24 protein-coding genes and 1 tRNA gene are annotated in these 25,794 nt (G+C 72.1%); 10 read left to right on the top strand and 15 right to left on the bottom strand.

Annotated elements, in window-relative coordinates:
- Positions 1-39: 39 nt before the first annotated feature.
- The 6 genes from ACFYMO_RS23195 to ACFYMO_RS23170 all read left to right on the top strand — a co-directional run bounded on the left by ACFYMO_RS23195 (position 40) and on the right by ACFYMO_RS23170 (position 5,732).
- The gene (locus tag ACFYMO_RS23195; protein WP_388548596.1) at positions 40-720 is read left to right on the top strand and encodes an SAM-dependent methyltransferase; all 681 of its coding nucleotides are present in this window, start codon (positions 40-42) and stop codon (positions 718-720) included.
- Positions 717-1,346 (top strand): DNA cytosine methyltransferase, encoded by a 630-nt coding sequence (locus ACFYMO_RS23190; RefSeq protein ID WP_388548594.1) that lies wholly within the window; start codon positions 717-719, stop codon positions 1,344-1,346. The genes ACFYMO_RS23195 and ACFYMO_RS23190 overlap by 4 nt, the downstream gene beginning before the upstream one ends.
- Positions 1,343-2,179, top strand: coding sequence for a bifunctional DNA primase/polymerase (locus tag ACFYMO_RS23185; protein ID WP_388548591.1), 837 nt, complete (start codon positions 1,343-1,345; stop codon positions 2,177-2,179). The genes ACFYMO_RS23190 and ACFYMO_RS23185 overlap by 4 nt, the downstream gene beginning before the upstream one ends.
- A 3-nt stretch (positions 2,180-2,182) precedes the next feature.
- Positions 2,183-3,658 carry an ATP-binding protein gene (locus ACFYMO_RS23180; RefSeq protein WP_388548588.1) on the top strand — a complete coding sequence of 492 codons (1,476 nt, stop codon included), beginning with the start codon at positions 2,183-2,185 and terminating at the stop codon, positions 3,656-3,658.
- Positions 3,659-4,118: 460 nt separating this feature from the next.
- Positions 4,119-4,307, top strand: coding sequence for a helix-turn-helix transcriptional regulator (locus ACFYMO_RS23175; protein WP_388548585.1), 189 nt, complete (start codon positions 4,119-4,121; stop codon positions 4,305-4,307).
- Positions 4,308-4,364: 57 nt separating this feature from the next.
- A complete protein-coding gene (locus ACFYMO_RS23170; RefSeq protein WP_388548582.1) occupies positions 4,365-5,732 on the top strand; it encodes a tyrosine-type recombinase/integrase in 1,368 nt (455 codons plus the stop codon).
- Between the two features lie 164 nt (positions 5,733-5,896).
- Here ACFYMO_RS23170 and ACFYMO_RS23165 read toward each other — a convergent pair.
- Positions 5,897-5,978 (bottom strand) — tRNA-Tyr (locus ACFYMO_RS23165).
- A gap of 270 nt (positions 5,979-6,248) precedes the next feature.
- Between ACFYMO_RS23165 and ACFYMO_RS23160 the strand changes: the two genes are divergently transcribed.
- Positions 6,249-6,737, top strand: a complete 489-nt coding sequence (locus tag ACFYMO_RS23160) for a YajQ family cyclic di-GMP-binding protein (protein WP_019354201.1) — start codon at positions 6,249-6,251, stop codon at positions 6,735-6,737.
- 196 nt (positions 6,738-6,933) lie between these two features.
- On the opposite strand, the gene ACFYMO_RS23155 is transcribed toward ACFYMO_RS23160, so the two are convergent.
- The 12 genes from ACFYMO_RS23155 to ACFYMO_RS23100 form a co-directional block, all read right to left on the bottom strand.
- A complete protein-coding gene (locus ACFYMO_RS23155) occupies positions 6,934-7,338 on the bottom strand; it encodes a YccF domain-containing protein (protein WP_360296828.1) in 405 nt (134 codons plus the stop codon).
- On the bottom strand, positions 7,335-8,201 hold the full coding sequence (htpX, locus tag ACFYMO_RS23150; protein WP_019354199.1) for a zinc metalloprotease HtpX: 867 nt from the start codon (positions 8,199-8,201) through the stop codon (positions 7,335-7,337). Before htpX ends, ACFYMO_RS23155 begins: the two co-directional genes overlap by 4 nt.
- A gap of 245 nt (positions 8,202-8,446) precedes the next feature.
- Positions 8,447-10,048: an NADH-quinone oxidoreductase subunit N gene (locus tag ACFYMO_RS23145; RefSeq protein ID WP_366771756.1), complete on the bottom strand. Its 1,602-nt coding sequence runs from the start codon at positions 10,046-10,048 to the stop codon at positions 8,447-8,449.
- Positions 10,045-11,631, bottom strand: a complete 1,587-nt coding sequence (locus ACFYMO_RS23140) for an NADH-quinone oxidoreductase subunit M (protein WP_366771755.1) — start codon at positions 11,629-11,631, stop codon at positions 10,045-10,047. Before ACFYMO_RS23140 ends, ACFYMO_RS23145 begins: the two co-directional genes overlap by 4 nt.
- A 1-nt stretch (position 11,632) precedes the next feature.
- Positions 11,633-13,687 (bottom strand): NADH-quinone oxidoreductase subunit L, encoded by a 2,055-nt coding sequence (locus ACFYMO_RS23135; RefSeq protein WP_388548577.1) that lies wholly within the window; start codon positions 13,685-13,687, stop codon positions 11,633-11,635.
- The gene (gene nuoK, locus ACFYMO_RS23130; RefSeq protein ID WP_366771752.1) at positions 13,684-14,124 is read right to left on the bottom strand and encodes an NADH-quinone oxidoreductase subunit NuoK; all 441 of its coding nucleotides are present in this window, start codon (positions 14,122-14,124) and stop codon (positions 13,684-13,686) included. Before nuoK ends, ACFYMO_RS23135 begins: the two co-directional genes overlap by 4 nt.
- The gene (locus ACFYMO_RS23125; RefSeq protein WP_366771751.1) at positions 14,124-14,738 is read right to left on the bottom strand and encodes an NADH-quinone oxidoreductase subunit J; all 615 of its coding nucleotides are present in this window, start codon (positions 14,736-14,738) and stop codon (positions 14,124-14,126) included. Before ACFYMO_RS23125 ends, nuoK begins: the two co-directional genes overlap by 1 nt.
- Positions 14,735-15,343 carry a 4Fe-4S binding protein gene (locus tag ACFYMO_RS23120; RefSeq protein WP_366771785.1) on the bottom strand — a complete coding sequence of 203 codons (609 nt, stop codon included), beginning with the start codon at positions 15,341-15,343 and terminating at the stop codon, positions 14,735-14,737. Before ACFYMO_RS23120 ends, ACFYMO_RS23125 begins: the two co-directional genes overlap by 4 nt.
- A 107-nt stretch (positions 15,344-15,450) precedes the next feature.
- Positions 15,451-16,407 (bottom strand): NADH-quinone oxidoreductase subunit H, encoded by a 957-nt coding sequence (locus tag ACFYMO_RS23115; RefSeq protein ID WP_388548574.1) that lies wholly within the window; start codon positions 16,405-16,407, stop codon positions 15,451-15,453.
- Positions 16,407-17,588 carry an NADH-quinone oxidoreductase subunit C gene (locus ACFYMO_RS23110; RefSeq protein WP_388548571.1) on the bottom strand — a complete coding sequence of 394 codons (1,182 nt, stop codon included), beginning with the start codon at positions 17,586-17,588 and terminating at the stop codon, positions 16,407-16,409. Before ACFYMO_RS23110 ends, ACFYMO_RS23115 begins: the two co-directional genes overlap by 1 nt.
- Entirely contained in the window at positions 17,585-18,253 is a 669-nt protein-coding gene (locus ACFYMO_RS23105) for an NADH-quinone oxidoreductase subunit B (protein ID WP_388548568.1), read from the bottom strand. Before ACFYMO_RS23105 ends, ACFYMO_RS23110 begins: the two co-directional genes overlap by 4 nt.
- On the bottom strand, positions 18,244-18,615 hold the full coding sequence (locus tag ACFYMO_RS23100; RefSeq protein ID WP_019354189.1) for an NADH-quinone oxidoreductase subunit A: 372 nt from the start codon (positions 18,613-18,615) through the stop codon (positions 18,244-18,246). The genes ACFYMO_RS23105 and ACFYMO_RS23100 overlap by 10 nt, the downstream gene beginning before the upstream one ends.
- 482 nt (positions 18,616-19,097) lie before the next feature.
- Between ACFYMO_RS23100 and ACFYMO_RS23095 the strand changes: the two genes are divergently transcribed.
- The 3 genes from ACFYMO_RS23095 (at position 19,098) to rarD (ending at position 23,426) form a co-directional block, all read left to right on the top strand.
- On the top strand, positions 19,098-21,026 hold the full coding sequence (locus tag ACFYMO_RS23095) for a 2-oxoacid:acceptor oxidoreductase subunit alpha (protein ID WP_388548565.1): 1,929 nt from the start codon (positions 19,098-19,100) through the stop codon (positions 21,024-21,026).
- Positions 21,019-22,167: a 2-oxoacid:ferredoxin oxidoreductase subunit beta gene (locus ACFYMO_RS23090; protein WP_388548563.1), complete on the top strand. Its 1,149-nt coding sequence runs from the start codon at positions 21,019-21,021 to the stop codon at positions 22,165-22,167. Before ACFYMO_RS23095 ends, ACFYMO_RS23090 begins: the two co-directional genes overlap by 8 nt.
- Positions 22,168-22,409: 242 nt before the next feature.
- On the top strand, positions 22,410-23,426 hold the full coding sequence (gene rarD / locus ACFYMO_RS23085) for an EamA family transporter RarD (protein ID WP_366771747.1): 1,017 nt from the start codon (positions 22,410-22,412) through the stop codon (positions 23,424-23,426).
- 419 nt (positions 23,427-23,845) lie between these two features.
- Here the strand turns inward: rarD and ACFYMO_RS23080 are convergent, their stop codons facing one another.
- Both ACFYMO_RS23080 and ACFYMO_RS23075 read right to left on the bottom strand, forming a co-directional pair.
- Entirely contained in the window at positions 23,846-24,745 is a 900-nt protein-coding gene (locus ACFYMO_RS23080; protein ID WP_366771746.1) for an ABC transporter permease, read from the bottom strand.
- Positions 24,732-25,703, bottom strand: a complete 972-nt coding sequence (locus ACFYMO_RS23075) for an ABC transporter ATP-binding protein (protein WP_366771745.1) — start codon at positions 25,701-25,703, stop codon at positions 24,732-24,734. Before ACFYMO_RS23075 ends, ACFYMO_RS23080 begins: the two co-directional genes overlap by 14 nt.
- Positions 25,704-25,794 lie beyond the last annotated feature (91 nt).

The raw sequence follows: 25,794 nt of genomic DNA, 5'->3' as shown, positions 1-25,794 counted from the left end.
CCAATCCAGCACAACCCAATGAACTGGAGGACACCCAGCATGACCCAACCCACCGACATCCGGCGAGCGCGCATCCGGCCGCGCCTGCTGGATCTGTTCTGCTGCCAGGGCGGCGCCGCCCGGGGCTACACCGACGCCGGGTTCGACGTCGTCGGCGTGGACAAGGACCCGCAGCCGCGGTACCCGTACACGTTCATCCAGGCTGACGCGCTGGACTTTGTGCGCGAGCACGGTGCCGGGTTCGACTTCATCCACGCTTCCCCGCCGTGCCAGCTTGATTCGGACTGCCAGCGCATCCAGGGCAGGACTCACCCGGATCTGATCGCACCGGCCCGCGCCGGCCTGGAGGCCACCGGCCGCCCGTGGGTCATCGAGAACGTGCGCGGTGCCCTCCCGAAGCTGCGGGAGCCGGTGCTGCTGTGCGGGGCCATGTTCGGGCTGGCCACCTACCGGCACCGGTACTTCGAGACCGGCGGCGGCTTCACCCTCACCCAGCCCCCGCACCCTGCCCACACCGCCCCGCAGGCCAAGATGGGCCGCCCCGTCCCGCCCGGCCACTACGGCCAGTACGTCGGCAACTTCTCCGGCGTACCCCAGGCCCGGACCGTGCTGGGGGTGCCGTGGATGAACCGCGACGGCATCCGCGAGTGCATCCCCCCGGCCTACACCCAGCACATCGGCCGCGCAGCCCTGGCGGACCGCATGGGGGTGGCGGCGTGAGTGCGCGTGTGCTGCCGCTGCGGCGGCCCAACGGGCTGCGGGTGCTGGATCTGTGCTGCGGTGCGGGCGGGCTCTCGATGGGCTACTACCTGGCCGGGTTCGACGTCGTCGGCGTCGACAGCGCCCCGCAGCCCAACTATCCCTTCGCCTTCCACCAGGCCGACGCCCTCACCTTCCCGCTGGGCGGCTTCGACCTGGTCCACGCCTCCTGGCCCTGCCAGCACTACGCCCGCGTCACCGCCTGGCGCGGCAGCCGCAGCGACCACCCCGACCTGCTGGCCCACGGCCGCGCACGGCTGGCAGCCTCCGGAATTCCGTGGGTGATGGAGAACGTGCCCGAAGCACCGATGCGCCCGGACTACCTGCTGTGCGGGACCCAGTTCGGTCTGAACGTCAAGCGGCACCGGGCCTTTGAGACCTCCTGGGGCGGCGGCGGGGACCTGGTGGCCCCCTGCTGGCACCGGCCCGGCCTGCTCGCGTTCGCCCACAAGGGCGAGCGCGCCTACGCAGACGCCATGGGCTGCACCTGGATGACCAACAAGGAAGCCCGCCAGGCCGTACCCCCCGCCTACAGCCAGCACATCGCCCGCCAGTTCCTCACCCTCGAAGGGAGCGCTGCCGCATGAGCACCCACCCGCTGAAGACCGCCCTGGCCGCCGCCGGGCGGGGACTGCCCGTGCTGCCGCTGCGCAGGGGCAAGGTGCCCTTCGGGAACTGCCCGGCCTGCGCACAGAACGCCTGCGGCGGCCGGCCGAACATGAAGACCCCCGGCCCCTGCACCTGTGAGCGCCCGTGCCACGCCTGGGCGGCTGCCACCACCGACCCGGACATCATCGGTTCGCCCGCGTGGGCGCGGGTGTGGCGGGAGGCGGCGGCGGTGGCCTACCACCCCGGCGGCGCCGGACTCACCGTCGTCGACCTCGACCACGCCGACGCCGTCGACTGGGCCCGCGCCACGCTCCCGGCCACACGGACCGTGGCCACCACCCGCGGGGAGCACTGGATCTACCGGGGTGCCATGCGGTCGGTGAACAACGTCCGGGATGGCGTGGACCTCAAGTCCACCATGGCCTACGCCCGCTGGCTCGGACCCGGCACCGGTGCCACGACGGCGCTGCCGGACGTGGTGCGCGCGCTGGCCGTCAAGGAACCCGCCCCGGTGCGGCCGGGGCCGCTCGCCGTCACCGTTCCCGCTCAGGGCGGGGAGTGCCGGCACCGCACGCCCGTCTTCCTGGAGCGGGGAATCGCCATGGCCGAGCAGCGCATCACCGAAGCCCGCAGCGCCATCCACGCGACCACCTACCGCACGTTCCTCGCGGTGCTGACCACGCACGGCCGGTGCGGCTGCCTCACCGACACGCACGTCAACCGGCTGTTCGCCGCCGCGCAGACCAAGGGCGAGAGCGCCCGGCACTGCACGGAGGCGTGGAACAACGCCCGCACCGCCCTGGGGATGTGAACCATGTCCGACGAGGAGAAGACACCGGCGCGTGAGGTCATCACCGACTACGCGCAGAGCCATTTCCGATACTTCCGCACCGCCGACGGGACCGTGTACGCGCAGAGGAACGGCCACCCCGTGGCCCGTCCTATCCGCTCGCAGGGCACGACCGGCAGCCACCGGCAGGAACTCATGGTCGGCCTGTACCGGGACGGGTGCGGTGTGTTCAACGGGACCGCTTTGAAGGAGGCGTTGGACCTGATCGAGGCACTCGCGCTGACCGAGGACGTGCAGCCCACCCACATCCGCGTCGCCCCCGGATTCGACGGCGCAACGTGGCTGGACCTGGGCCGCGACGACGGGCAGTCGGTCCGTATCCACCCCACCGGGTGGGACATCACGACCCCCGACCCGCGTGAGGTGTGCTGGCGCCGCACCCAGCTCACCGGAGAGCTGCCGCTGCCGGTCAAGGACACGGACGGCAAGGGCATCGACCTGCTGTTGAGGCTGACCAACTTCGCCAACGCGGAGACCGAATGCCTGGCCCTGGCCTGGCTCATCGGCAGCCTCGAACCGTCCGTTCCGGTGCCGGCGCCGTTCCTGACCGGGCCGCAGGGGGCGGGCAAGTCCACCGCGGGGCGGATGCTGGTACGCATTGTCGAGGGCATGAGCAGCGACCTGCGACGGGCACCCAAGGATGAGGAGAACCTGATCACGGCCGTGGCCGCAGGGTGGGTCACGGCGCTGGACAACCTCTCCCACCTGACCCCGGACCTCTCGGATGCGATGTGCTGCATCGTCACCGGAGCGGAGAACGTCAAGCGCTCCCTGTTCACCGACGGGGACGTCTTCCGCGCCCGCTACCGCCGCCCCCTGCTCCTGACCGGTATCGACGTCGGAGTGATCCGGCCCGACCTGGCCGAACGGCTCCTGCCCCTGCGGCTGGTACGGCCCACGATCCGCCGCACCGAGGCAGAGCTGTGGGCCGAGTACGCGCAGGTGCTGCCCGTGGTGCTGGGGTCGCTGCTGGACCTGACGGTCAAGGTCCGCGCCGTGGAAGCGGAGACTCCCACGGACCTGCGCATGGCCGACTTCGCGCACCTGTGCGCCCAGCTCGACGCGGCCACCGGGTTCGGATCGCTGGCCGCCTACCGGGCGAGTCTGGACGACCTGAACGACGACGTGATCGAGGGCGATCTGCTCGCGCAGACCGTGCTGCAGCACGCGGCCGGCATGGAGCCGGGAGAAGAGACGCGGATGACCTCCACCGGGTGGCTGGACTGCCTCACCCGCCTCTACAGCGGTGAGGACTGCCGCCCCCTGCCCAAAGGGTGGCCCACCACGGGCAAGGTCCTCTCCGACCGCCTCAAGCGTCTCCAGCCCACCCTCGCGGCCCGGGGCGTACTCATCGACACCGGCCGCACCAAAGAGGGCCGCTACCTCGAACTGACCCGCCAGCCGGCGCGGGCCCTGTACGAGCAGCCGCAAGCGTTCTGACCGGCAACCGCGCGGACAAGCAAGAAGAGCACCAGGCGCCACGCCCCGGCTGCTCTTCTTGCTGTTCGGCGCTCGCGCCGCCCAAAGGACGCGCCGCGAAGCGGCTCCTTCTTCACGTCCTGAGCCGCACCGCACCACAACAGAAACCCCGCCTCTTTTTTCCTAAGAGAGGGAATCCTGCGTCACCTGCGTCACCCAAGGGCCGAAACGGCCCGATGACCTGCGCAGACGACGGTGACGCAGACGGCCGTTTCTGCGTCACCCCTGCGTCACCTGCGTCACCTGCGTCACCGCCCAGCGGCGGCCTGCGTCACCGGTGACGCACGGCAGAGCCTCTGCGTCACCCCGAAACCGCAGGTCAACAGGCATGGGGTGACGCAGGTGACGCGGTGACGCAGAAATCCGCACCTCGGACACACACGCACTCTCGCACGCCCGGAACTCGCAGAGGAGTTGTCCCATGGCACACCCCCAGAAGCTCAAGCTCAGCGAAGTCCTCGAAGAGATCGGGATGAGCCGCGCAGCCTTCTACCGCATGCGGGCCCGCGGCCAGGCACCGACGCTCATCAAGCTCCCCAACGGCCACCTTCGCGTTCGACGCAGCGACCTCGATGCCTGGTGGGCCCGCTGTGAGGACGCAGCAGCCTGACGAACCATCCGTACGGGGCCCGGCGGACGCCGGGCCCCGCTCAGTGAAAGGCCCCGAATGGGCACGACGTACGACGTTCGTATCTGGGCAGTGCGGCAGCGCAAGGACCGCAGGCAAGCTTCGGCAGAATTGCGCTGGAGGACGGGCACCACGCCGCACTCTCAGACCTTCCAGACCAAGACCCTTGCCGACGGCCGCCGCGCCGAGCTGCTGCGGGCGGTGCACGCCGGGGAACCGTTCGACGAAGAATCCGGTGTCCCGGTCAAGGAACTTCGTGAGCGCAACGACGTGAGCTGGTACCAGCACGCCCGCGACTACATCGCGATGAAGTGGCCCCACTCCCCCGGCTCCACCCGGCGGACGCTGGCCGAAGCGATGGCAACGGTCACCCCGGCGCTGGTGAAAGACACCAAGGGCATGGCCGACCCCCAGACGATCCGCACTGCGCTCTACGGCTGGGCGTTCAACATCTCGCGGCGCAACGAGGAGCCACCCGCCGACGTTGCCAAGGTGCTCGACTGGTTCGAGCGGAAGTCGCTTGCGACCTCTGCACTGTCCGACCGGATGCACGTAAGGGCGGCGCTCGGAGCGCTCACCAAGAAGCTGGACGGTACGACGGCCGCAGCGAGCACCATCCGCCGGAAGCGCGCCATCTTTCACAACGCGCTTGGCTACGCGGTCGAGGCTGAGCGTCTGCCCGCCAATCCGCTGCCACAAGTGCAGTGGAAAGCCCCTGAGCAAGTGGCGGAGGAGGTTGACCCCGCATGTGTGCCAGGCCCTCGACAGGCTGGGGCACTGCTCGACGCCGTGCGGACGCAGAGCCCGCGAGGCCGCCGGCTGGTGGCGTTCTTCGGCTGTATGTACTTCGCGGCAGCGCGGCCGGCGGAGGTGATCGGACTCCGCCGAGAGGACTGCGACCTGCCCCGCCGAGGCTGGGGAACCCTGCGGCTCCGGGAGACGCGCCCACGGTCCGGCTCGGCGTGGACCGACACCGGCAAGTCGCACGACAGGCGGGGGCTGAAGCACCGGCCCCGAAAGGCGGTCCGGGTGGTCCCGATCCCGCCCGACCTGGTGGCGCTCCTGCGTTGGCACATCACCGCGTACGGCGTCGCTCCCGACGGCCGTCTCTTCCGGACGCTGCGCGGCGGTCTCATCCAGGACACCGGATACGGAGAGGTCTGGGCAGAAGCCCGGAACCGCGCACTGACACCTGCCCAGCGCGCCTCTCCACTGGCCAAGCGGCCGTATGACCTCCGTCACGCGGCCGTCTCCATGTGGCTCAGCTCCGGGGTGGAGCCGCAGGCGGTTGCCCAGCGCGCCGGCCACAGCGTGGCGGTGCTGTTCCGCGTCTACGCGAAGTGCCTGGACGGTGCGGCGACCACCGCGAACGCGCGGATCGAGGCCGCGCTGAGGGACGGCCGGTAGCCCCGCGTGGGGCTGCCCCACGGCTGCCCCACACGCGCTGGTCACCACGCGATTCAGGGTGAGACACACCGGGATATTCGGCACATCTCGCCGCTACGGCCGCCCCACGCAGCAGAAAGGGCCCGCTCCAGCGTTTCCGCTGGTCGCGGGCCCTTTCGAGGCTGTGGCGGCGCCAGGATTCGAACCTGGGAAGGCTGAGCCGGCAGATTTACAGTCTGCTCCCTTTGGCCGCTCGGGCACACCGCCAGGGGGTTGCTGCCGTGCACCCCGCCTGGGGCGGTGCGCCGTGGCAACGGTGTAAACCATACCCGATGTACCGGGGTGGTTCGCCACCCGGTTGATCAGCCGCGCGGGGCCGTCGGGCGGGTCACCGGGCGAGGGCGCGGGACGGGCCGGGTGCTCCGCCGCGACGCCCTTCGCGGCAGGGGCCGGGGCACGGTCGCGGGTGGCTAGGCTTTGCGCACGGCCCTCCGGGGTCGTTCTCTGCCGGATCTATGTACGAGGAGCCAACTCACCATGGCCGACTCCAGTTTCGACATCGTCTCGAAGGTCGAGCGGCAGGAGGTCGACAACGCGCTGAACCAGGCCGCGAAGGAGATCTCCCAGCGCTACGACTTCAAGGGTGTGGACGCGTCCCTCGCGTGGTCGGGCGAGCGGATCGAGATGCGGGCGAACTCGGAGGAGCGGGTCAAGGCCGTGCTCGACATCTTCCAGTCCAAGCTGGTCAAGCGCGGTATCTCGCTGAAGGCGCTGGACGCCGGCGAGCCGCAGGCGTCGGGCAAGGAGTACCGCATCTCCGCGTCGCTCCAGGAAGGCATCTCGCAGGACAACGCGAAGAAGGTCGCGAAGGTGATCCGGGACGAGGGGCCCAAGGGCGTGAAGGCCCAGGTGCAGGGCGACGAGCTGCGGGTGACCTCGAAGAGCCGGGACAGCCTGCAGGAGGTCATCGGCCTGCTGAAGGGCAAGGACTTCGACTTCGCCCTCCAGTACGTCAACTTCCGCTGACTTCGGCGCCCCGTTCCGGCCCGCTCGGTCCCGCCGTGCGGCGGGGCCGGGCGGGCCGGCACGTGTTCCGGGGGATTCGGGGGCCGGCTCCTTCTGGCTCCCGGCGGAACAGCGCTGTCCCCGCCGCGGACTCCGGGAAGCCGGCGCCGTCGTGTCGAGGGGGCCGGGCCCGCCCGCGGTGCGGGTGGGCCGGCGTTCACCAGCGGTAGCCCGGGTAGGCCGCCGGGGCGCTGGTGGAGACGATCTCGCGGCCCAGCGGCATCAGCGAGATCGGGACCATCTTGAAGTGCGCCAGCCCGAAGGGGATGCCGATGAGGGTGAGGCACAGGCCCACTCCCAGCGTGATGTGGCCGAGGGTGAGCCAGATGCCCGCGAAGACGAGCCAGACGATGTTCCCGGCACCGGACGCGGCGCCCGCTCCGGGGCGCTGTACGACTGTTCTGCCGAACGGCCACAGGGCGTAGGCGGCGATGCGGAAACAGGCCAGGCCCCAGGGCACCGTGATGATGAGCACACAGCAGATGAGTCCGGCCAGGACGTAGCCCAGGGCCATCCACAAGCCGGAGAAGATCAGCCAGATGAGATTGAGGAGGGTCTTCACCCGGGCCAGCCTGCCATCTTCTCCAGCCGGGCGACACGTTCCGCCATCGGAGGATGGGTGGAGAAAAGTTTCGTCATACCGCCCTCGCCGCGGCGGAACGGGTTGGCGATCATCAGGTGGCTCGCCGTCTCCAGCCGCGGCTCGGGCGGCAGCGGCAGCTGGGCCGTGCCGGCCTCCAGCTTGCGCAGGGCCGAGGCGAGCGCCAGGGGATCCCCGGTGAGCTGCGCCCCGGAGGCGTCCGCCTCGTACTCGCGGGAGCGGGAGACGGCCAGCTGGATGAGGGAGGCCGCGAGCGGGCCCAGCAGCATGATCAGCAGCATCCCGACCAGACCCGGCCCCTCGTCGTCGTCGGCGCGCCCCACCGGGATCAGCCAGGCGAAGTTGACGAGGAAGAGCACCACCGAGGCGAGGGCGCCCGCGACGGAGGAGATGAGGATGTCCCGGTTGTGGACGTGGCTCAGCTCGTGGCCCAGGACCCCGCGCAGCTCGCGCTCGTCCAGCAGCCGCAGGATGCCGTCGGTGCAGCACACCGCAGCGTTGCGCGGGTTGCGTCCGGTGGCGAAGGCGTTGGGTGCCTGGGTGGGCGAGAGGTAGAGCCGCGGCATGGGCTGGCGGGCGGCTGTGGACAGCTCCCGGACCATGCGGTACAGCTGCGGCGCCTCGAACTCGCTGACCGGGCGGGCGCGCATGGCGCGCAGTGCGAGCTTGTCGCTGTTCCAGTACGCGTAGGCGTTGGTGCCCAGCGCGACCAGCAGTGCGACGACCAGGCCCGTGGTGCCGAAGAAGCTCCCGATGACGACGATGAGAGCGGACAGCCCTCCCAGGAGCAGGGCTGTCCTCAGCCCGTTGTGCCGGCGGTGCACGGTACGCCCTCCAGATGGTGCTGCGGAGCCCTGACCCGGGCAGACCTTCCGCCCTCAGCAACCCCGTCCAGTGGACCCTCCCTTTTGCGTCAACGGAGAGCGGGCGTTCTCAGTTCCCCCGGGTGTTCCCGTCGGCGATTCGGCCGGGCGGTCCCGTCGGCAACACACCACAGCGGTCCCGTCGGCACCGCGACGGCGCTGCCGCGGCGTTCCCCGGCGACGCGGCGCTTCCCGCCGCCGCGCGGTCAGAAGAGCGCGGCGGTGGTGAACCGGAGCACGAGCTGCGGCGCGCCGGAGGTGGCCAGCGCGAGCGCCCCGGTCAGCGCGAGGGTCGCGGTGAGCGGGGCGGAGAGCCGCGGGAGGGCCGGGAGGGGCTCAGCCGTCCGCTGCTGGTCCGCGACGGGGCGGAAGAGCAGCGCGGTCCAGGTCAGGTAGTAGACGAGCGCGACCACGACGTTGAGCGCCATGACGACGGCGAGCCAGCCCAGCCCCGCGTCCACGGCGGACTGGAAGACGGCGACCTTGGCGAACAGGCCGACGACACCCGGCGGCAGTCCGGCCAGGCACAGCAGGAAGAACGCGAGGGCCGCGGCGGCGACCGGGCGGGTGTGGACCAGGCCGCGGAAGTCGTCGAGGCGGCCGTCCGCACCGGAGGGCCGGATCGCGGCGACGACGGCGAAGGCGCCCAGGTTCACGACGGCGTACATCAGGGCGTAGGCGAGCGTGGTGCCGACGGCCCGGTCCGGCTCGTCCGCGTACCCGGCGGCGGCGATGGGGACCAGCAGATAGCCCGCCTGTCCGACCGAGGACCAGGCGAGCAGCCGGACGGCTCCGTGGGCCCGGTCGGTGCGCTGCCGCAGCGCGCCCAGGTTGCCGACGCTCATGGTCAGCGCGGCGAGTACGGCGAGCGCGGGCCCCCAGGCGTCCGCGTACGAGGGGAAGGCCCGCACGGCGACCAGGATCAGTCCGGAGAAGCCCGCGGCCTTGCCGATGACCGACAGGTAGGCGGCCACCGGCACCGGGGCGCCCACATAGGTGTCGGGGACCCAGAAGTGGAAGGGGGCCGCGGCGGTCTTGAAGGCGAAGCCGACCATGGTCAGCGCCACGCCGGTGGCCGCGAGGGTGTTCAGCCGGCTGTCGGTCCCGGGCAGCGCCTCGGCGACGGTGCTCAGATGCATGCTGCCGGTGGCGGCGTAGACGAAGCTGACGCCCAGCAGCATCACGGCGGTGGCGACCACGGACGACAGGAAGAACTTCAGTGCGGCCTCGGACGAGAGCCGCTCCCCGCGCCGCAGACCGACCAGCGCGAAGGCCGGGAGCGAGGCGACCTCCAGGGCGACGACGAGCGTCGCCAGGTCGCGCGCGGCGGGCAGCAGGGCGGCACCGGCGGCCGAGGAGAGCAGCAGGAACCAGAACTCCCCTGCGGGCAGCCGCTCCCGGCGGACCGCGGTCATGGACAGCAGCGCGGTGACGAAGGCGCCGCCCAGGACGAGGAGCTGCACGGTGAGGGTGAAGGTGTCGGCGACGTAGCTGCACGCGCGCGTGCCGGAGGTGAGGCAGAAGGTGGCGCGGTCCTCGCCGACGAGCGGGACGAGGGCCAGCCCGGCGAGGGCGAGCGCGGCGGCGGAGACCACGCCGAGCAGCCCCTTGTGCCGTTCGGTCAGGAAGAGTTCGGCCACGAGCACGACCAGCGCGGCCACGGCGACGAGGGCGGGCGGTGCGACGGCGGCCCAGTCGATGCTCTGCACGAGGCCGGTGCCCTGGGCGAGGTCGGCGCGCGGCGCCGTCCGGGTGAGGCCGGGCGCGGCCTGTCCGGCGGTGAGCGCGGTCATCGGGAGCGCGGTCATCGGGCCACTCCTGGCAGGAGGTTCTGTACGGCCGGCTCCATCAGGCCCAGGAGGGCTCCGGGCCACAGTCCGGCGACGAGGGTCAGGACGACCAGCGGGGTCCAGGCGGCGAACTCGTGGGCGCGCATGTCCGGCACCGTGGCGAGCGCTTCGGGCCGGACCTCGGCCGGGTCGCCCATGCAGACCCGGCGGACGACCTGGAGCAGATACGCGGCGGTCAGCAGGGTGCCCAGGGCGCCGAGGGCGAGGAAGACCAGGAAGGCGGGCCGGCTCAGTCCGGGCGCCGGATGGTAGGCACCCAGCAGGGCCAGCAGCTCTCCCCAGAACCCGGCCAGTCCGGGCAGTCCCAGGGAGGCCACCGCGCCGAAGGCGAGCAGCCCGCCGAGCCGCGGCGCCCGGCCGTAGAGGGCGCCGCCGGTGGTTCCGGCCAGGGTGTCGAGGTCTCCGGTGCCGGTGCGGTCCTTGACCGCGCCGACGAGGAAGAACAGCAGCCCGGTGATCAGGCCGTGGGCGAGGTTCGCGTACAGCGCGCCGTTGACGCCGGTGCGGGTGAGCGTGGCGATGCCCAGCAGGACGAAGCCCATGTGGCCCACCGAGGAGTAGGCGATCAGCCGCTTGAGGTCGCCCTTGGCGCCCCGGCGCGCGAGGGCGAGGCAGGCGAGCGAGCCGTAGAGGATGCCGGCGACGGCGAACGCCGCCAGATAGGGCGCGAAGGTGTGCGCTCCTTCGGGGACACCGGGCAGCAGGATCCGCACGAACCCGTAGGTGCCCATCTTCAGCAGCACACCGGCCAGCAGCACGGAGCCCACGGTGGGTGCCGCCGTGTGGGCGTCCGGGAGCCAGCTGTGCAGCGGCCACATGGGCGCCTTGACCGCGAGTCCGACGCCGATCGCCAGGGCCGCGACCACCTGGGTGGTGTGGCCGAGGCCGGAGCCGTGCGCCTGGGCGAGCCGCACCATGTCGAACGTTCCGGCGTTCAGTCCGAGCACCAGCAGCCCGAGCAGCAGTACGACGGAGCCGAGCACTGTGTAGAGCACGAACTTCCACGCCGCCGGGCCCCGGCCCGCGCCGCCCCAGCGGGCGATGAGGAAGTACATCGGGACGAGCACCGTCTCGAACGCCAGGAAGAACAGCACCAGGTCGAGCACCGCGAAGGTGGCGAGGGTGCCGCATTCGAGCAGGAGCAGCAGCGCGACCAGCGCCTTGGGGCCGGGCCCCGGCGGCCGCTTGGCGTAGCAGTGGAGCGCGCACAGGAACGACAGCAGCGCGGTGAGGACGAGCAGCGGCAGCGAGACGCCGTCGGTCCCCAGGTGCAGTCGGACGCCCAGCGCGGGGATCCAGTCCACGTTCGTCTCGGCCTGCATGGTGCCGGGGCGGTCGTGGTCGAAGGCGAGGGCCAGCAGGACCGCGAGGGCGAGCACGGCGCCGGTGACGGTCACCCCGTGCCGCAGCACGGCCTGCTCGGGGCTGCGGCCGCGCAGGCCGGGCGGTGCGGGCAGCAGCGCTGCGGCCGCTCCGAGCAGCGGCAGGGCGACGACGGCGATCAGGAGCGCCTGCAGGACAGTGTCGTCGAGCGGGATCACGTCACGCCCCTCCGTTTCCGGTCATGGCCACCACGGCGATGACGGCGAGCGCCAGGGAGCCCGTCAGCAGCGCGCCGAGGTAGGTCTGCACGTTGCCCGTCTGGGCACGCCGGACGGCGGCGCCCAGCAGGCGCGGGGCGCGTCCGGCGGCTGCCACGTAGGTGTCGACGACCGCGCTGTCCAGGAAGCGCACCAGCCCGGCCGCGCCCTGGACGGGGCGGACGACCACGGTGCGGTAGAGCGCGTCCAGATGGAATCCGGCCGCCGCGTGCCGGTGCAGCGGTCCGAGCAGCAGCACGCCCGGGTCGGCGTCGTGTTCGGGGTGGAGGGCGGCGAGCGCGCTGCTGTGCCGCCAAGTGGCGTAGGTGAGCAGGCCGCCGACCAGGGCGACGCCGGTGGCGAGCACGGAGGTGGTCGGCGTGGGGGTGAGGGACGCGCCGTCGAACCAGTGGGGCAGTACGGGGAAGGCGATGCCCAGGGCGAGGGAGGGCAGCGCGAGCGTCCACAGGACGAGGTTCATGACGGCCGGGGCGGGGCGCTGCTCGTCGTGGCCGGCGTGCCGGTGCACGGGGCCCGGGGTGGCGAGTTCCGTCTCGGGCGCCTGCTGCGGCACCGCTTCGGGGACGTGTTCGGCGGCTTTCTCACCGGTGACGGCGAGCGGTGCGACGGCGGGGCCGCCCCGGAAGGCGAGCAGCCACAGGCGGGCCGCGTAGGCGGCGGTCAGCAGCGCGGTGACCAGGCCGGCGGCCAGGACGATCCAGCCGGCGCCCGCGGGCACCGCGTGCGCTCCGGCGAAGGGGGGATGCGCGTCGCCGAAGGCGGCGTGCTCGGCCGCGGCCAGCACGGCTTCCTTGGAGAAGAAGCCGGAGAACGGCGGGATCGCGGCGAGGGCCAGCAGGGCGATGGTCATCGTCCAGTAGGCGTCGGGGACGCGCCGGGCGATCCCGCCCGTGCGGGCCATCACCGTCAGCGAGTTGGTGCCGGCCGCGTGGATGACGACCCCGGCCGCCAGGAACAGCAGCGCCTTGAACGCGCCGTGCACCAGCAGGTGGAAGACGGCCGCGCCGCGGTCGGCGACGGCCAGCGCGCCGGCCATGTAGGCGAGCTGGCTGATGGTCGAGTAGGCGAGGACGCGCTTGATGTCGTCCTGCGCGAGCGCGGCGAGCGCCGAGCCGGTCATGGTGAGCGCCGCCAGCACCGCGAGGACGAGGAGTGCGGCGGCGGAGGCGGTGAAGACGGGCAGCAGCCGGGCCACGAAGTAGACGCCCGCCGCGACCATGGTGGCGGCGTGGATCAGCGCGGAGACGGGGGTGGGGCCCGCCATCGCGTCCGGCAGCCAGGAGTGCAGCGGCAGCAGCGCCGACTTCCCCGCGACCCCGGCGAGCAGCAGCAGGGCGATCACCGTGGGGTGGGTCAGCTCGTAACCGGAGAGGCTGGAGGTGAGGCGGGTGACGACGGTGCTGATGCGGAAGCTGCCGGCCTCCGAGGCCAGCGCCAGGATGCCGATCAGGAACGGCACATCGCCCAGCTTGGTGACCAGGAACGCCTTGAGGGAGGCGGCACGCGCCGCCGGGGTCTCCCAGTAGTGCCCGACCAGGAAGTAGGAGCAGATGCCCATGACCTCCCAGCCGACGAGCAGCACGATCAGGTCGTCGCTGTAGACCACGAGGAACATCGCGGCCGTGAAGAGCGAGACCAGCGCGGCGTACGAGGCGTAGCGCGGGTCGTCGCGCAGGTAGCCGGTGGAGTAGAGCTGCACGCAGGTGGCGACGGCTCCGACGAGGACGGCGACCAGGACCGCGAAGCCGTCGAGGTTGAGCGCGAGCTGGAGGGGGAGCGCGTCGTTGCCGGTGGGTGCGAGTTCGGTGGCCGCACGCAGCGCCGGGCCGCCTCCCTGGCGGGCCGCGACGACGACGGCGAGGACCGCGGCCGCGAGGGTGGGCAGCACCGCGAGCGGGCGGACGAAGCCGGGGGCGCGGCGGCCGAGGAGCAGCCCGGCGAGCGCACCGAGCGCCGGCAGGACGGGGACCAGCGCTGCGAGTGTCGTGGTGCTCACGCGTGCCGCCTCCCTGCGGCGGGGCTCTGGACCTGCCGGTCGGAGCCGCTCTCGGCGTCGTTGTCGGTGGCGGGCGCCGGACTCTTCTCCTCGCGTGCACCGCCGCCGGAGCCGACCCCTGACGGGCCGTCGCTCTCGCGGAGGTCCCGGAGTCCGTCGATGTCGGAGCTGCCGCGGTTGCGGTGGACGAGCAGGACGATCGCCAGCCCGATGCCGATCTCGGCCGCGGCGATCGCGATGGTGAAGAGGGTGAGCGCCTGGCCCGCGTGCAGGGTGTCGCGGAGCCAGACGTCGAAGGCGACGAGGTTGATGTTGACGGCGTTGAGCATCAGCTCGACGGCCATCAGGACGAGGATCGCGTTCCGGCGTGCGAGGACGCCGTAGAGGCCGACGCAGAAGAGGAGGACGGCGAGTACGGCGGGATAGGCGAGGTGCATCAGCGCTCACCGGCCCCGATGCGCCCGGTGCGGAGGTCGCGGTCCCCGTCGCGGCGGGAGAGGACGATGGCGCCGACGAGCGCGGCGAGCAGCAGCACCGAGAGCGCCTCGAAGGGCAGCACCCAGTGCCGGAAGAGGGCCGTGCCGGTGACCTCGGAGGAGCCGCTGCCGGGTCCCGCGGGGTCCGCCAGGTCGATCCAGGTGGCGCGGAAGGCATCGACGACGACGGTCACCAGGGTGGCCGCCGCGGCGAGGGAGACGGCGAGCGCCGCCCACCGGTTGCCGGAGTCCGCGTCGGGTGAGCGCCCGATGGGAGCCCTGGTCAGCATGAGTCCGAAGAGGATGAGGACGACGACGGAGCCGACGTAGATCAGCACCTGCACCCAGGCGATGAACTCGGCGGTCAGCAGGAGGTATTCGACGGCGACCCCGCCGAGCGCGACGACCAGCCACAGCGCGGCGTGCACGAGCTGCCCGGTGGTCACGGTGGCGAGGGCTGCGCCGAGGGTGACGAGTCCGACGAGCACGAAGACGATCTCCACCCCGGAGGGGGAGAGAAAGCCGTGGTGGTCGGCGGCCACGTGGGTGGCGGCGCTTCGCGCGAGAGCGTTCACTCGGCACCGCCCCGCGTGTCCTGGTCCTTCGCGGCTCGGTCCGTCGCCTCCGGGTCCGGGGCCCGCGGCGGCTGTCCGGTCGTCGCGGCGGTCTCCTCGGCGGGGTGCTCGCGGTGTGCGGCGAGCATGTCGGCCTCCGCCACCTGGGCGGCCTTGTCGGCGGCCTTGCGAGCGGCGGCCACCTCTTTGGCCTCCTCCGCGCTCTCGTCCAGCGGCGGCGGCTCGGGCACGGTCCACATCCACTCGCGGAGGGTGTCCCGTTCGTGGGTCAGCTCACGGATGTCGGTCTCCGCGTACTCGAACTCCGGCGACCAGAACAGCGCGTCGAAGGGGCACACCTCGATGCAGATACCGCAGTACATGCACAGGGCGAAGTCGATGGCGAACCGGTCGAGGACGTTGCGGCTGCGCTCGCGGCCGCCCGGCGCGGCGGGGGGCACCGTCTCCTTGTGCGAGTCGATGTAGATGCACCAGTCCGGGCACTCGCGGGCGCAGAGCATGCAGACGGTGCAGTTCTCCTCGAACAGGCCGATGACCCCGCGGCTGCGGGGCGGCAGTTCGGGCTGGGTGTCCGGGTAGTGCTCGGTGACCGAGCGCCGGGTCATGGTCCGGAGCGTGACGGCGAGGCCCTTGGCCAGTCCGGAGCCGAACACTCCGCGCCGCGCGCCGGGCCGCTCGGCGGGCGTGCCCGCGGAAGAGGCGTGGGACACGGCTACATCACCACCTTGACGACACCCGTGAGGGCGATCTGGAAGAGGGCGAGCGGGACGAGGGCCGTCCAGGCCAGCCGCTGGATCTGGTCCTCGCGCAGCCGGGGGTAGCTGACCCGCAGCCAGATCACCCCGAAGGCGAGGACACCGGTCTTGAGCAGCATCCACAGCCAGCCCAGGCCGTCCGCGAAGGGACCGTGCCAGCCTCCGAGGAAGAGCACGGCGGTCAGCGCGGAGAGGACGACGATGCCCGCGTACTCGGCGAGCAGGAAGAGCGCGAACCGCAGCCCGGTGTACTCGGTGTACGCACCGAAGATGATCTCCGAGTCGGCGACCGGCGCGTCGAACGGCGGGCGCTGGAGCTCGGCGAGGCCCGCGGTGAAGAAGACCACCGCCCCCACCGCCTGCCACGGCAGCCACCACCACTCCCACACCCCGAGGATCCCGGGCAGCGAGAGAGTGCCGGCCGCCATGGTGACGGACGCGGCGGCCAGCAGCATCGGCAGCTCGTAGGCCAGCAGCTGGGCCGCGGTCCGCAACCCGCCCAGCAGCGAGAACTTGTTGGCCGACGCCCAGCCGCCCATCAGCGAGCCGAGGATGCCGACACCCATCACGGCCAGCACGAAGAAGATCCCGGCGTCCAGAACCTGTACGACACCGCCGTCGGGTGCCACCGGAATCGCGACGAGGACGAGCAGATACGGGATCAGGGCGAGGGCCGGAGCGAGCTGGAAGACCCGCCGGTCGGCGCCCTCGGGGACGATGTCCTCCTTCTGCGCGAACTTCACCCCGTCGGCGACCAACTGGGCCCAGCCGTGGAAGCCGCCCGCGTGCATCGGGCCGACCCGCCCCTGCATATGGGCCATGACCTTGTGCTCGGTCTGCCCGACCAGCAGCGGCAGCACGAGGAAGGAGAGCAGCACGGCCAGCAGCCGCACCGCGACGTCGACGGCGTCCATCAGGCTCCGTCCCCCTCTTGACGGTCCCGCTCGTGATCCCGAGCGGGACCCCGCTCCCGACGGTCCCGGTCGGTGTCCGGCCCCGGGTCCCCGCCGGTGCGGGAATCCTGGTCACCTTCGGAGTCCGCTGCCGGGTCACCGTCGGAGCCAGGTGCCGGATCCCGGCCGGAGTCCGACGGCGGGTCCTGGGCGGTGTCCTGGGTACCGGAGGGCGCCGTCTCGTCGCCGCCGGACGGGGCGGGCTGATGCCAGGGGGCGTCGGCGGAACGCGGTGGGGCGGGAGCAGTGCTCTCGGCCCGGTCCGCGGCTCCGGGACGCTTCGCCGGGCGGTCCCGCTCCGCCGCAGACTGCTCCGGCTGCTCCGCCCCGGGCTTCCCCGATTCCGTCGCCGCGGGCGTTCCCGGCTCCGCCGCGCGCTGCGACGCCGAACCGGCACTCGCACTGCGGGTGCGCCGCGGACCGCGCGAGGGAGCCGGGGCCGCCGCCTCCCCGTCCTGCTGGGAGACCGAACCGGCGCGTGTGCTGCGGGTGCGGCGCGGGGTGTCGCCCGCGGCCCGGCGGGTGCGTTCACGGGTGGGGGCCGGGGGGAGCTGGCCCTTGAGGGGTCCCCACTCGTTGGGGTCGGGGACGCCCGGGGGGAGCATCTGGCGGCGCTTGGGCCCGCCGTGCCCGGACTCGCCGGGCTCCTTCGCGCCGGGCCAGGCCTTGGCGACCCGGGCCGCGAGGACGAAGTCCTTGCGCAGCGGATGTCCCTCGAAGGAGTCGGGCAGCAGCAGCGGCACGAGGTGCGGATGGCCGGGGAAGTCGATGCCGAACATCTCGCGGGTCTCCCGCTCGTGCCAGGCCGCACCGGCATAGACCCCGGTGGCGGTGGGCAGCGCCGGCGCCTGGTGGGGCAGCGTCGTACGCAGGACCAGCCGGCGGACGCCGCGGCCCGCCACGGGCAGCGCCACCAGGTGCGCGCACACCCGGATGCCGGTGCCGGGCTCGTCGACGGCGCTGAGCCAGTCGAAGTAGGTGCAGCCGAGTTCGTCGCGGGCCGCGGTCAGCGCGGGGATCCAGGCGTCGGCCGGTACGTCGGCGGTGAGCAGCCCGTAGGCGTCCTCGGCCGTCGCGCCCGCACCGAAGAGCTCCTCGGCCGACCGCGGCAGCCAGCCGGGGTGCTGGGGCGGCTCGGTCACCGTCCGTCCTCCTCCGGTTCGCCGCCCGGGTCGCTCTGCGGCCCGGCGGACGCCGCGGGCGGGGCGACCAGGCCGCTGGTGAGCGCGCGGGCGGAGGGCGCGGCCGCGTCGCGCCCCGCGTAGCGGTCGGCGGTGGACTCGGCGGCGATCTTCTCCTGGAGCTTGAGCACGCCCTGGAGCAGCGCCTCGGGCCGGGGCGGGCAGCCGGGCACGTAGACGTCGACGGGGATGATCTGGTCGACGCCCTTGGTGACCGCGTAGGAGTCCCAGTAGGGGCCGCCGCAGTTGGAGCAGGCGCCGAAGGAGATGACGTACTTGGGCTCGGGCATCTGCTCGTAGAGGCGCTTGACCGCGGGTGCCATCTTGTCGGTGACCGTGCCGGAGACGACCATCAGGTCGGCCTGCCGGGGGCCGGGGGCGAAGGGGATGACACCGAGCCGGATGAAGTCGTGCCGTGCCATGGAGGCGGCAATGAACTCGATGGCGCAGCAGGCCAGCCCGAAGTTGAAGACCCAGAGGCTGTAGCGGCGGCCCCAGTTGAGGACCACCTTCATCGGTTCGGGCGCCAGCCGGGAGAGCAGCCCGAGCTGGGATCGCCCCTCGGCGCGCGGCACCGCGGCGGGAGCAGGTGCCGCGGCGGAGGTCGGGGTGTTCGTTACGTCCATTCCAGGACGCCCTTCTTGTATGCGTAGAGCAGGCCGACGGCCAGGAAGCCGAGGAAGACGAACATCTCCGCGAGCGTGGTGGCGCCGTAGCCGGGCGCTGCGAACACCGTCGACCAGGGGAACAGGAAGACGGAGTCGACGGCGAAGACGACGTAGAGGAAGGCGTAGACGTAGTAGCGGACCTGGGTGTGCGCCCAGCCCTCGCCGACGGGGTCGACGCCGCACTCGTAGGTCAGCATCTTCTCGGGGGTGGGGACCACCGGCCGCAGCAGTCGGCCGGCGGCGAAGGCCGCGCCGACGAAGAGCACACCGACGACGGCTACCAGCCCGACGACCGTGTAGCCGTGGAAGTAGTCCGGCACGCCTGCCCCGTCCTGAGTGTCGGTGTGTACGTTCGAGGATCTGTACGCACGGAGTGTAGGCCCTACGGGAGTCGCCGAGGACGGCCGCGTCACACTCGCGGGCCTCTCCCGCGAGGCCGCGGCCGACGCCGCCCGACCCCGCCGGCGCAGATCCGGAACTGTCGCCTCCGGTGTTGCTCCGGCGCCGCGTCCGGCAACCGCGTCCGGCGGCGTCCCCGGCCCGGCCCCCGGCGCCGCGCCGCAGGCGTTCGGCCTTTCCGATGGTGATCCGCGTCACCCCGGGGCGGGGTCCGGCCCGCCGCCCGTTCGAGGAGCCCTCCAGCAAGGAGGCGGAGTCTGGCGGCACGGCGTACTCCGTGGCGGCAGCAGCGCACGCCAGATGTCTCAAAAATCTGTCCACGATGGGAACAGCCACGGGAAGGCAACCCTTAGCAACGTACGATGGCAGGCGAGCCGCCGCCTTGAGGGAGGTCCGATCCACCGTGACCAGTCAGGTCAGCAGCCCAGCCGGGCCACAGTCCGGCCCCGAGGGGGGCCGGGACAGCGGACGCGACAAAGAGGTCCGGCGCCTGGACCGGGTGATCATCCGGTTTGCGGGAGACTCCGGCGACGGTATGCAGCTCACCGGAGACCGCTTCACATCCGAGACGGCCTCGTTCGGCAACGACCTGTCGACGCTGCCGAACTTCCCGGCCGAGATCCGCGCCCCCGCGGGCACCCTGCCGGGCGTCTCCAGCTTCCAGCTGCACTTCGCCGACCACGACATCCTGACGCCGGGCGACGCCCCGGACGTGCTGGTGGCGATGAACCCCGCCGCGCTCAAGGCGAACATCGCCGATGTGCCGCGCGGCGCCGAGATCATCGTGAACACGGACGAGTTCACCAAGCGCGCCATGGCGAAGGTCGGCTACGCCGCCAGCCCACTGGAGGACGGCTCGCTGGACGGCTACAGCGTCCACCCCGTACCGCTGACGACGCTGACGGTCGAGGCACTCAAGGACTACGAGCTGGGCCGCAAGGAGGCCGGGCGGTCCAAGAACATGTTCGCGCTGGGCCTGCTGTCGTGGATGTACAACCGGCCGACCGAGCAGACCGAGGCGTTCCTGCGGACGAAGTTCGCCAAGAAGCAGACGGTCGCCGAGGCGAACATCGCGGCCTTCCGCTCCGGGTGGAACTTCGGCGAGACGACGGAGGACTTCGCCGTCTCCTACGAGGTCGCTCCCGCCTCCGGCGCCTTCCCCGCCGGGACGTACCGGAACATCTCCGGGAATCTGGCGCTGTCCTACGGGCTGATCGCCGCGTCCCAGCAGGCGGACCTGCCGCTCTTCCTCGGCTCCTACCCGATCACCCCGGCCTCCGACGTGCTGCACGAGCTGAGCAAGCACAAGAACTTCGGCGTGCGCTCCTTCCAGGCCGAGGACGAGATCGCGGGAATCGGCGCCGCGCTCGGCGCGGCCTTCGGCGGTTCGCTGGCGGTCACCACCACCTCGGGGCCCGGTGTGGCGCTGAAGTCGGAGACCATCGGCCTGGCCGTCTCGCTGGAGCTGCCGCTGCTGGTCATCGACATCCAGCGCGGCGGCCCCTCCACCGGCCTGCCGACCAAGACCGAACAGGCCGACCTGCTACAGGCCATGTACGGGCGCAACGGTGAGGCACCGGTGCCGATCGTGGCCCCGGCCACCCCGGCCGACTGCTTCACCGCGGCCCTGGAGGCGGCACGGATCGCACTCACCTACCGGACCCCGGTGTTCCTCCTCTCGGACGGCTATCTGGCCAACGGCTCCGAGCCGTGGCGGGTCCCCGAGGTGGACGAGCTGCCCGACCTGCGGACGCAGTTCGCTTCGGGGCCCAACCACGAGCTGGACGACGGCACCGAGGTCTTCTGGCCCTACAAGCGCGACCCGCACACCCTCGCGCGCCCCTGGGCGGTGCCCGGCACACCGGGGCTGGAGCACCGCATCGGCGGCATCGAGAAGCAGGACGGCACCGGGAACATCTCCTACGACCCGGCCAACCACGACTTCATGGTCCGCACCCGGCAGGCCAAGGTGGACGGCGTCGAAGTGCCGGACCTGGAGGTCAGCGACCCGGGCGGGAACGCCTCGCTGCTGGTGCTCGGCTGGGGCTCGACCTACGGCCCGATCACGGCCGCCGTACGCCGCGTCCGCAACGCCGGGGGCGAGATCGCGCAGGCCCATCTGCGCCACCTCAACCCGTTCCCGGAGAACCTCGGCGAGGTGCTGCGGCGCTACGAGAAGGTCGTCGTACCGGAGATGAACCTCGGCCAGCTCGCCACCCTGCTCCGCGCCCGCTACCTGGTCGACGCGCAGTCGTACACACAGGTCCGCGGCCTGCCGTTCAAGGCCGAGCAGCTCGCGACCGCACTCAAGGAGGCCATCGCACATGGCTGAGACGTCCCCCGGTCCCGCTGCGGAGACCGCCCGGCCCCAGCAGAACGGCGCCCCCGCACCCGTGTCCGAGGCACTGTCGCTGGTACCGCGGGCGGTCGGCAAGCAGTCGATGAAGGACTTCAAGTCCGACCAGGAAGTCCGCTGGTGCCCCGGCTGCGGCGACTACGCGGTGCTCGCCGCCGTCCAGGGGTTCATGCCGGAGCTGGGTGTGGCGAAGGAGAACATCGTCTTCGTCTCGGGCATCGGCTGCTCCTCCCGCTTCCCGTACTACATGAACACCTACGGGATGCACTCCATCCACGGCCGCGCCCCGGCCATCGCCACCGGCCTGGCGGCCTCGCGGCGCGACCTGAGCGTCTGGGTGGTGACCGGTGACGGGGACGCGCTCTCCATCGGCGGCAACCACCTGATCCACGCGCTGCGGCGCAACGTCAACCTGAAGATCCTGCTCTTCAACAACCGGATCTACGGGCTGACGAAGGGGCAGTACAGCCCCACCTCGGAAGCCGGGAAGATCACCAAGTCCACGCCCATGGGGTCGCTGGACGCGCCGTTCAACCCGGTCTCGCTGGCGCTGGGCGCCGAGGCGTCCTTCGTGGCCCGCACGGTCGACTCGGACCGCAAGCACCTCACCGGTGTACTGCGGGCGGCAGCCGACCACCCGGGCTCGGCACTGGTGGAGATCTACCAGAACTGCAACATCTTCAACGACGGCGCCTTCGAAGTCCTCAAGGCTGCGTCTTCCCAGGATGGGTCACAGGCGCAGGAGGCCGTGATCCGGCTGGAGCACGGGGAGCCGATCCGCTTCGGCACCCCCGCAGAGGACGGCCTCGGCTCCCAGGGCGTGGTCCGCGACCGGGCGACCGGCGACCTGCGGATCGTGGACGTCCGCGACGAGGGCACCGCCGAGGTGCTGGTGCACGACGCCCACGCCGCCTCGCCGACCACGGCGTTCGCGCTCTCCCGGCTCGCCGACCCGGACACGCTGCACCACACTCCCATCGGAGTGCTGCGCGACGTGCGGCGCCCGGTGTACGACACGGAGATGGCCGACCAGCTCGAACGTGCCGTCGAACAGAACGGCAAGGGCGACCTGTCCGCGCTGCTGCACGGCAACGACACCTGGACGGTCGTGGGCTGACCCGCACCCCGCCCCGGCGGCCCGGCACCCTCCCTGGGTGCCGGGCCGCTGCGCGTCGTGCCGGCGCAGGACGACGGCCGGACGACGGCCGCCCCGCCGACCGCCGGGCCCGTATCCCGGCGGTCGGCTCCGCGGAGTCCGGCGACAGGACCAAAGCTCGGAACGGGAATGACAAGACGGTCGGCTCCCGTTACCTTGCGGAGAGCTTGCACAACACATCCGGGCAGAAGGCAGGGAGGGTCATGCAGACACCGAGTAGTACACAGCGCACGGGGCTGCTGTTCGGCTTCGCGGCGTACGGGATGTGGGGCCTGCTGCCCCTCTACTGGCACGCGCTCTCCGACATCGGCGCGGGCGAGGTCCTCGCCCACCGCATGGTCTGGTCGCTGCCGACAGCACTGCTGATCCTGGCCCTGCTGCGCCGCTGGTCCTGGGTGACCGAGCTGGTGCGCCAGCCCAGGAAACTGGGACTGGTGGTGCTGGCCTCCGCCGTGATCTCGCTCAACTGGGGACTGTTCATCTGGGCGGTCAGCACCGACAAAGTACTCGAATCCTCCCTCGGCTACTTCATCAACCCGCTGGTCTCCATAGCCTTCGGCGTCCTGCTGCTGCGGGAACGGCTGCGTCCCGCTCAATGGGCCGCCGTCGCGGTCGGCGCCGCGGCCGTCGTCGTGATGACCGTCGCCTACGGCAAACTGCCCTGGCTCTCCCTCTGCCTGGCGTTCAGCTTCGCCACCTACGGGCTGATCAAGAAGCACGTCAAGCTCGACGGAGTGGCCGGCTTCAGCGCGGAGACCGCCGTGCAGTTCCTGCCGGCTCTCGGCTTCCTGCTCTACCTCGGCTCGCGCGGCGACTCCTCCTTCGCCACCGGCGGACTCGGCACCACGGTGCTGCTGGCCTTCGCCGGTGTCGCGACCGCGCTGCCGCTGATCTTCTTCGGCAGCGCGGCGGTGCGGCTGCCGCTCTCCACCATCGGGCTGCTGCAGTATCTGGCCCCCGCCTTCATGTTCCTGCTGGGCCTCACCGTCTTCGGCGAGGAGATGCCCCCCGAGCGGTGGGCCGGATTCGGCCTGGTGTGGGTGGCGCTGACCATCCTCACCTGGGACGCGCTGCGCAACGCCCGGCGGGGGCGCGCCGAGCTGCGGGCCGCGGCGCGACGGGCGCGCGAGGAGACCGCGGAGGCCGCTGCCGCGGAGGCCGCTGGTGCGGCCGGCGCGGCCGGCGCCGGTACGGCCGTCGCGGGGGCTGCCGAACGCTGACCCCGGGTGCGGTCCCCCTTCGCGGGGTGCGGTCCCCCGTCTGTTGTTCGCCTCGGTGCGGCGCCGTTGTCGGGGGCTTCGCCCCGAGCCCCCCTTGTCCTCGCCGGACGGGCGTCGGGGCGGCTCCTCCCCCAGACTTCGTCCGGGGCCCCCACCCGACGGCCCCCCCCCGCTAGGGGGCTTCGCCCCCTAGGACCCCCAGCCGCAGTGGTGTGAGCCCTTGCGGACCCTGCTCCGGGTCTCTTCTTCGGCCCCTCGGGTGCGGGAGGAGTCCTGATGCCGTCCGTCACAGCCCAACAGCGCCCCCCGACACCACCGCTCGGCGGCAGCCGAAGGACAACGGGGGGCGTGCCGCCACAACGCACGGCCGCCCGCGACGACGGACTCCGCGAAGCGGGAACGACCGTGCGGCCAGGCCGTCAGGCCGTTACGTCGCGGCTGGTGAAGGCGGCCCACGCCGCCGAGCCGAAGAGTGCCGTGTAGAGGGCCTGCACTCCGAGGTTTTTCAGGATGTCGTCCCAGTAGACGGGGTCCCGCAGCAGGTCGGCGAAGCTGAGCCAGTAGTGCGGGAACAGATACGGGTGGAACGCGTCCAGCTGCGGGATGGCGTTGAGGATCTGCACCGTGATCAGCAGCCCGACCGTGGCGGCCATGGCGGCGATGCCGCTGTTGGTGAGGGACGACACGAACAGCCCGAGTGCCGCCAGGCCGAGCAGGCTGGCGGCGACCAGCGCGGCGATGGCCCCAGCGCGCAGCAGCCCCTCCCCGAAGGAGACCGCGGTGCCGGACAGCAGGGTGACCTCTCCGGTGGGGAAGAGCAGCGCTCCGGTCAGCAGCGCGGCGACCGCCACCGTCAGCGTCGCCGCCAGGCAGAAGGCCATCACGGTGGCCAGCTTCGCCAGCAGCAACCGGGTGCGGCCCGCCGGGGCGACCAGCAGGTAGCGCAGGGTGCCCGCACCCGCCTCTCCGGCCACCGCGTCCCCGGCGACCACACCGACCGCCATCGGCAGGAAGAACGGCAGTGTGGCGGCGAGCGAGGTGAAGACCAGGAACAGCCCGTTGTTGGTCACCTGGGAGATGAAGGCCGGGCCCTCTCCGCCGCCGGACCCGACCGACCCGCCGTCGCTGGTCTCGACCTTCACCGCCACCCCGACCAGCACCGGGACGGCCGCCAGCACGCCCAGCAGTGCCAGGGTGCGCCAGCGCCGGAAGGTGACCAGCAGTTCGCTGCGGAACAGCCCCAGCAGCCACAGCGGCGACACCCGCGGAGCAGAGCGTACGGCCTCCGGCGGGTCGTACACCGGTTCAGTCCGCGACATCGAAGCCCTCCCCGGTGAGTGAGACGAACACGTCCTCCAGCGAGGCCTGCCGCACCCCGAAGGCCCGGACCCGTACTCCGGCCCGGACGAGGGCGGTGTTCAGCTCCGCGGGGTCGCCCGGCGGCGGATCGCCGCTCAGCTCCTCCCCCGCGGTGCTCAGGTCGGACACCCCGTGCTCCTTCAGGACCCGGGCGGCCTCGCCCGGGTCCGGGGTGGTGACGGTCAGCCGGCCGCGGGCGCCTGCCGACATCTCCGCGACGGTCCCCTGGGTGACCAGCCGGCCGTGGTGCATGACGGCCGTGTGGGTGCACACCTGTTCGATCTCGTCCAGCAGGTGGGAGGAGAGGAAGACCGTGCTGCCGTCCTCCGCCAACTGCCGGACCAGTGAGCGGATCTCCCGCATGCCCTGCGGGTCGAGCCCGTTGGTCGGCTCGTCCAGGACGAGCAGTTCGCGCGGCTGCAACAGCGCGGCTGCCAGGCCCAGGCGCTGCTTCATCCCCAGCGAGTAGGCCCGTGCCTTCTTCGCGGCGACCCCCGAGAGGCCCACCCGTTCCAGGGCCCGGTCCACCCGGGACGCACGAGTGCGCGGGTCGGCGGTGGGGTCGGCGGCGTCGTACCGCAGCAGATTGGCCCGCCCCGAGAGGAAGCCGTAGAGCGCGGGCCCCTCGATGAGGGCACCCACCCGGGGCAGCACCCGGCGTCCGGAGCCGGGCATCGGTTCACCGAGCAGATGTGCGGCACCGCCGGTGGGTTCGATGAGGCCGAGCAGCATCCGGATGGTGGTGGTCTTGCCCGAGCCGTTGGGCCCGAGGAAGCCGAAGACACTGCCGCGCGGGACGGACAGGTCGAGCGCGTCGACGGCGAGCTGACCACCCCGGTAGCGCTTGGTGAGTCCCTGGGTAGCGATCACCGCGCCGGTGTCCCGCGCCACGGCGTTCTGCACGGTCTGCTCGGCCATAGGCCCCGTTCCCTGCCCTTCCTCGTGGTGCCCGATCGGCCACCCGATCCCTCGTCCTCGTGCCCCGTCGGCCGCTGCCGACGCCCGCCGG

Source organism: Streptomyces sp. NPDC007025, assembly GCF_042869455.1.
Taxonomy (GTDB): Bacteria; Actinomycetota; Actinomycetes; order Streptomycetales; family Streptomycetaceae; genus Streptomyces.
The sequence above is the reverse complement of the archived record's forward strand: the minus strand, read 5'-3'. Positions and strand labels throughout refer to the sequence as shown.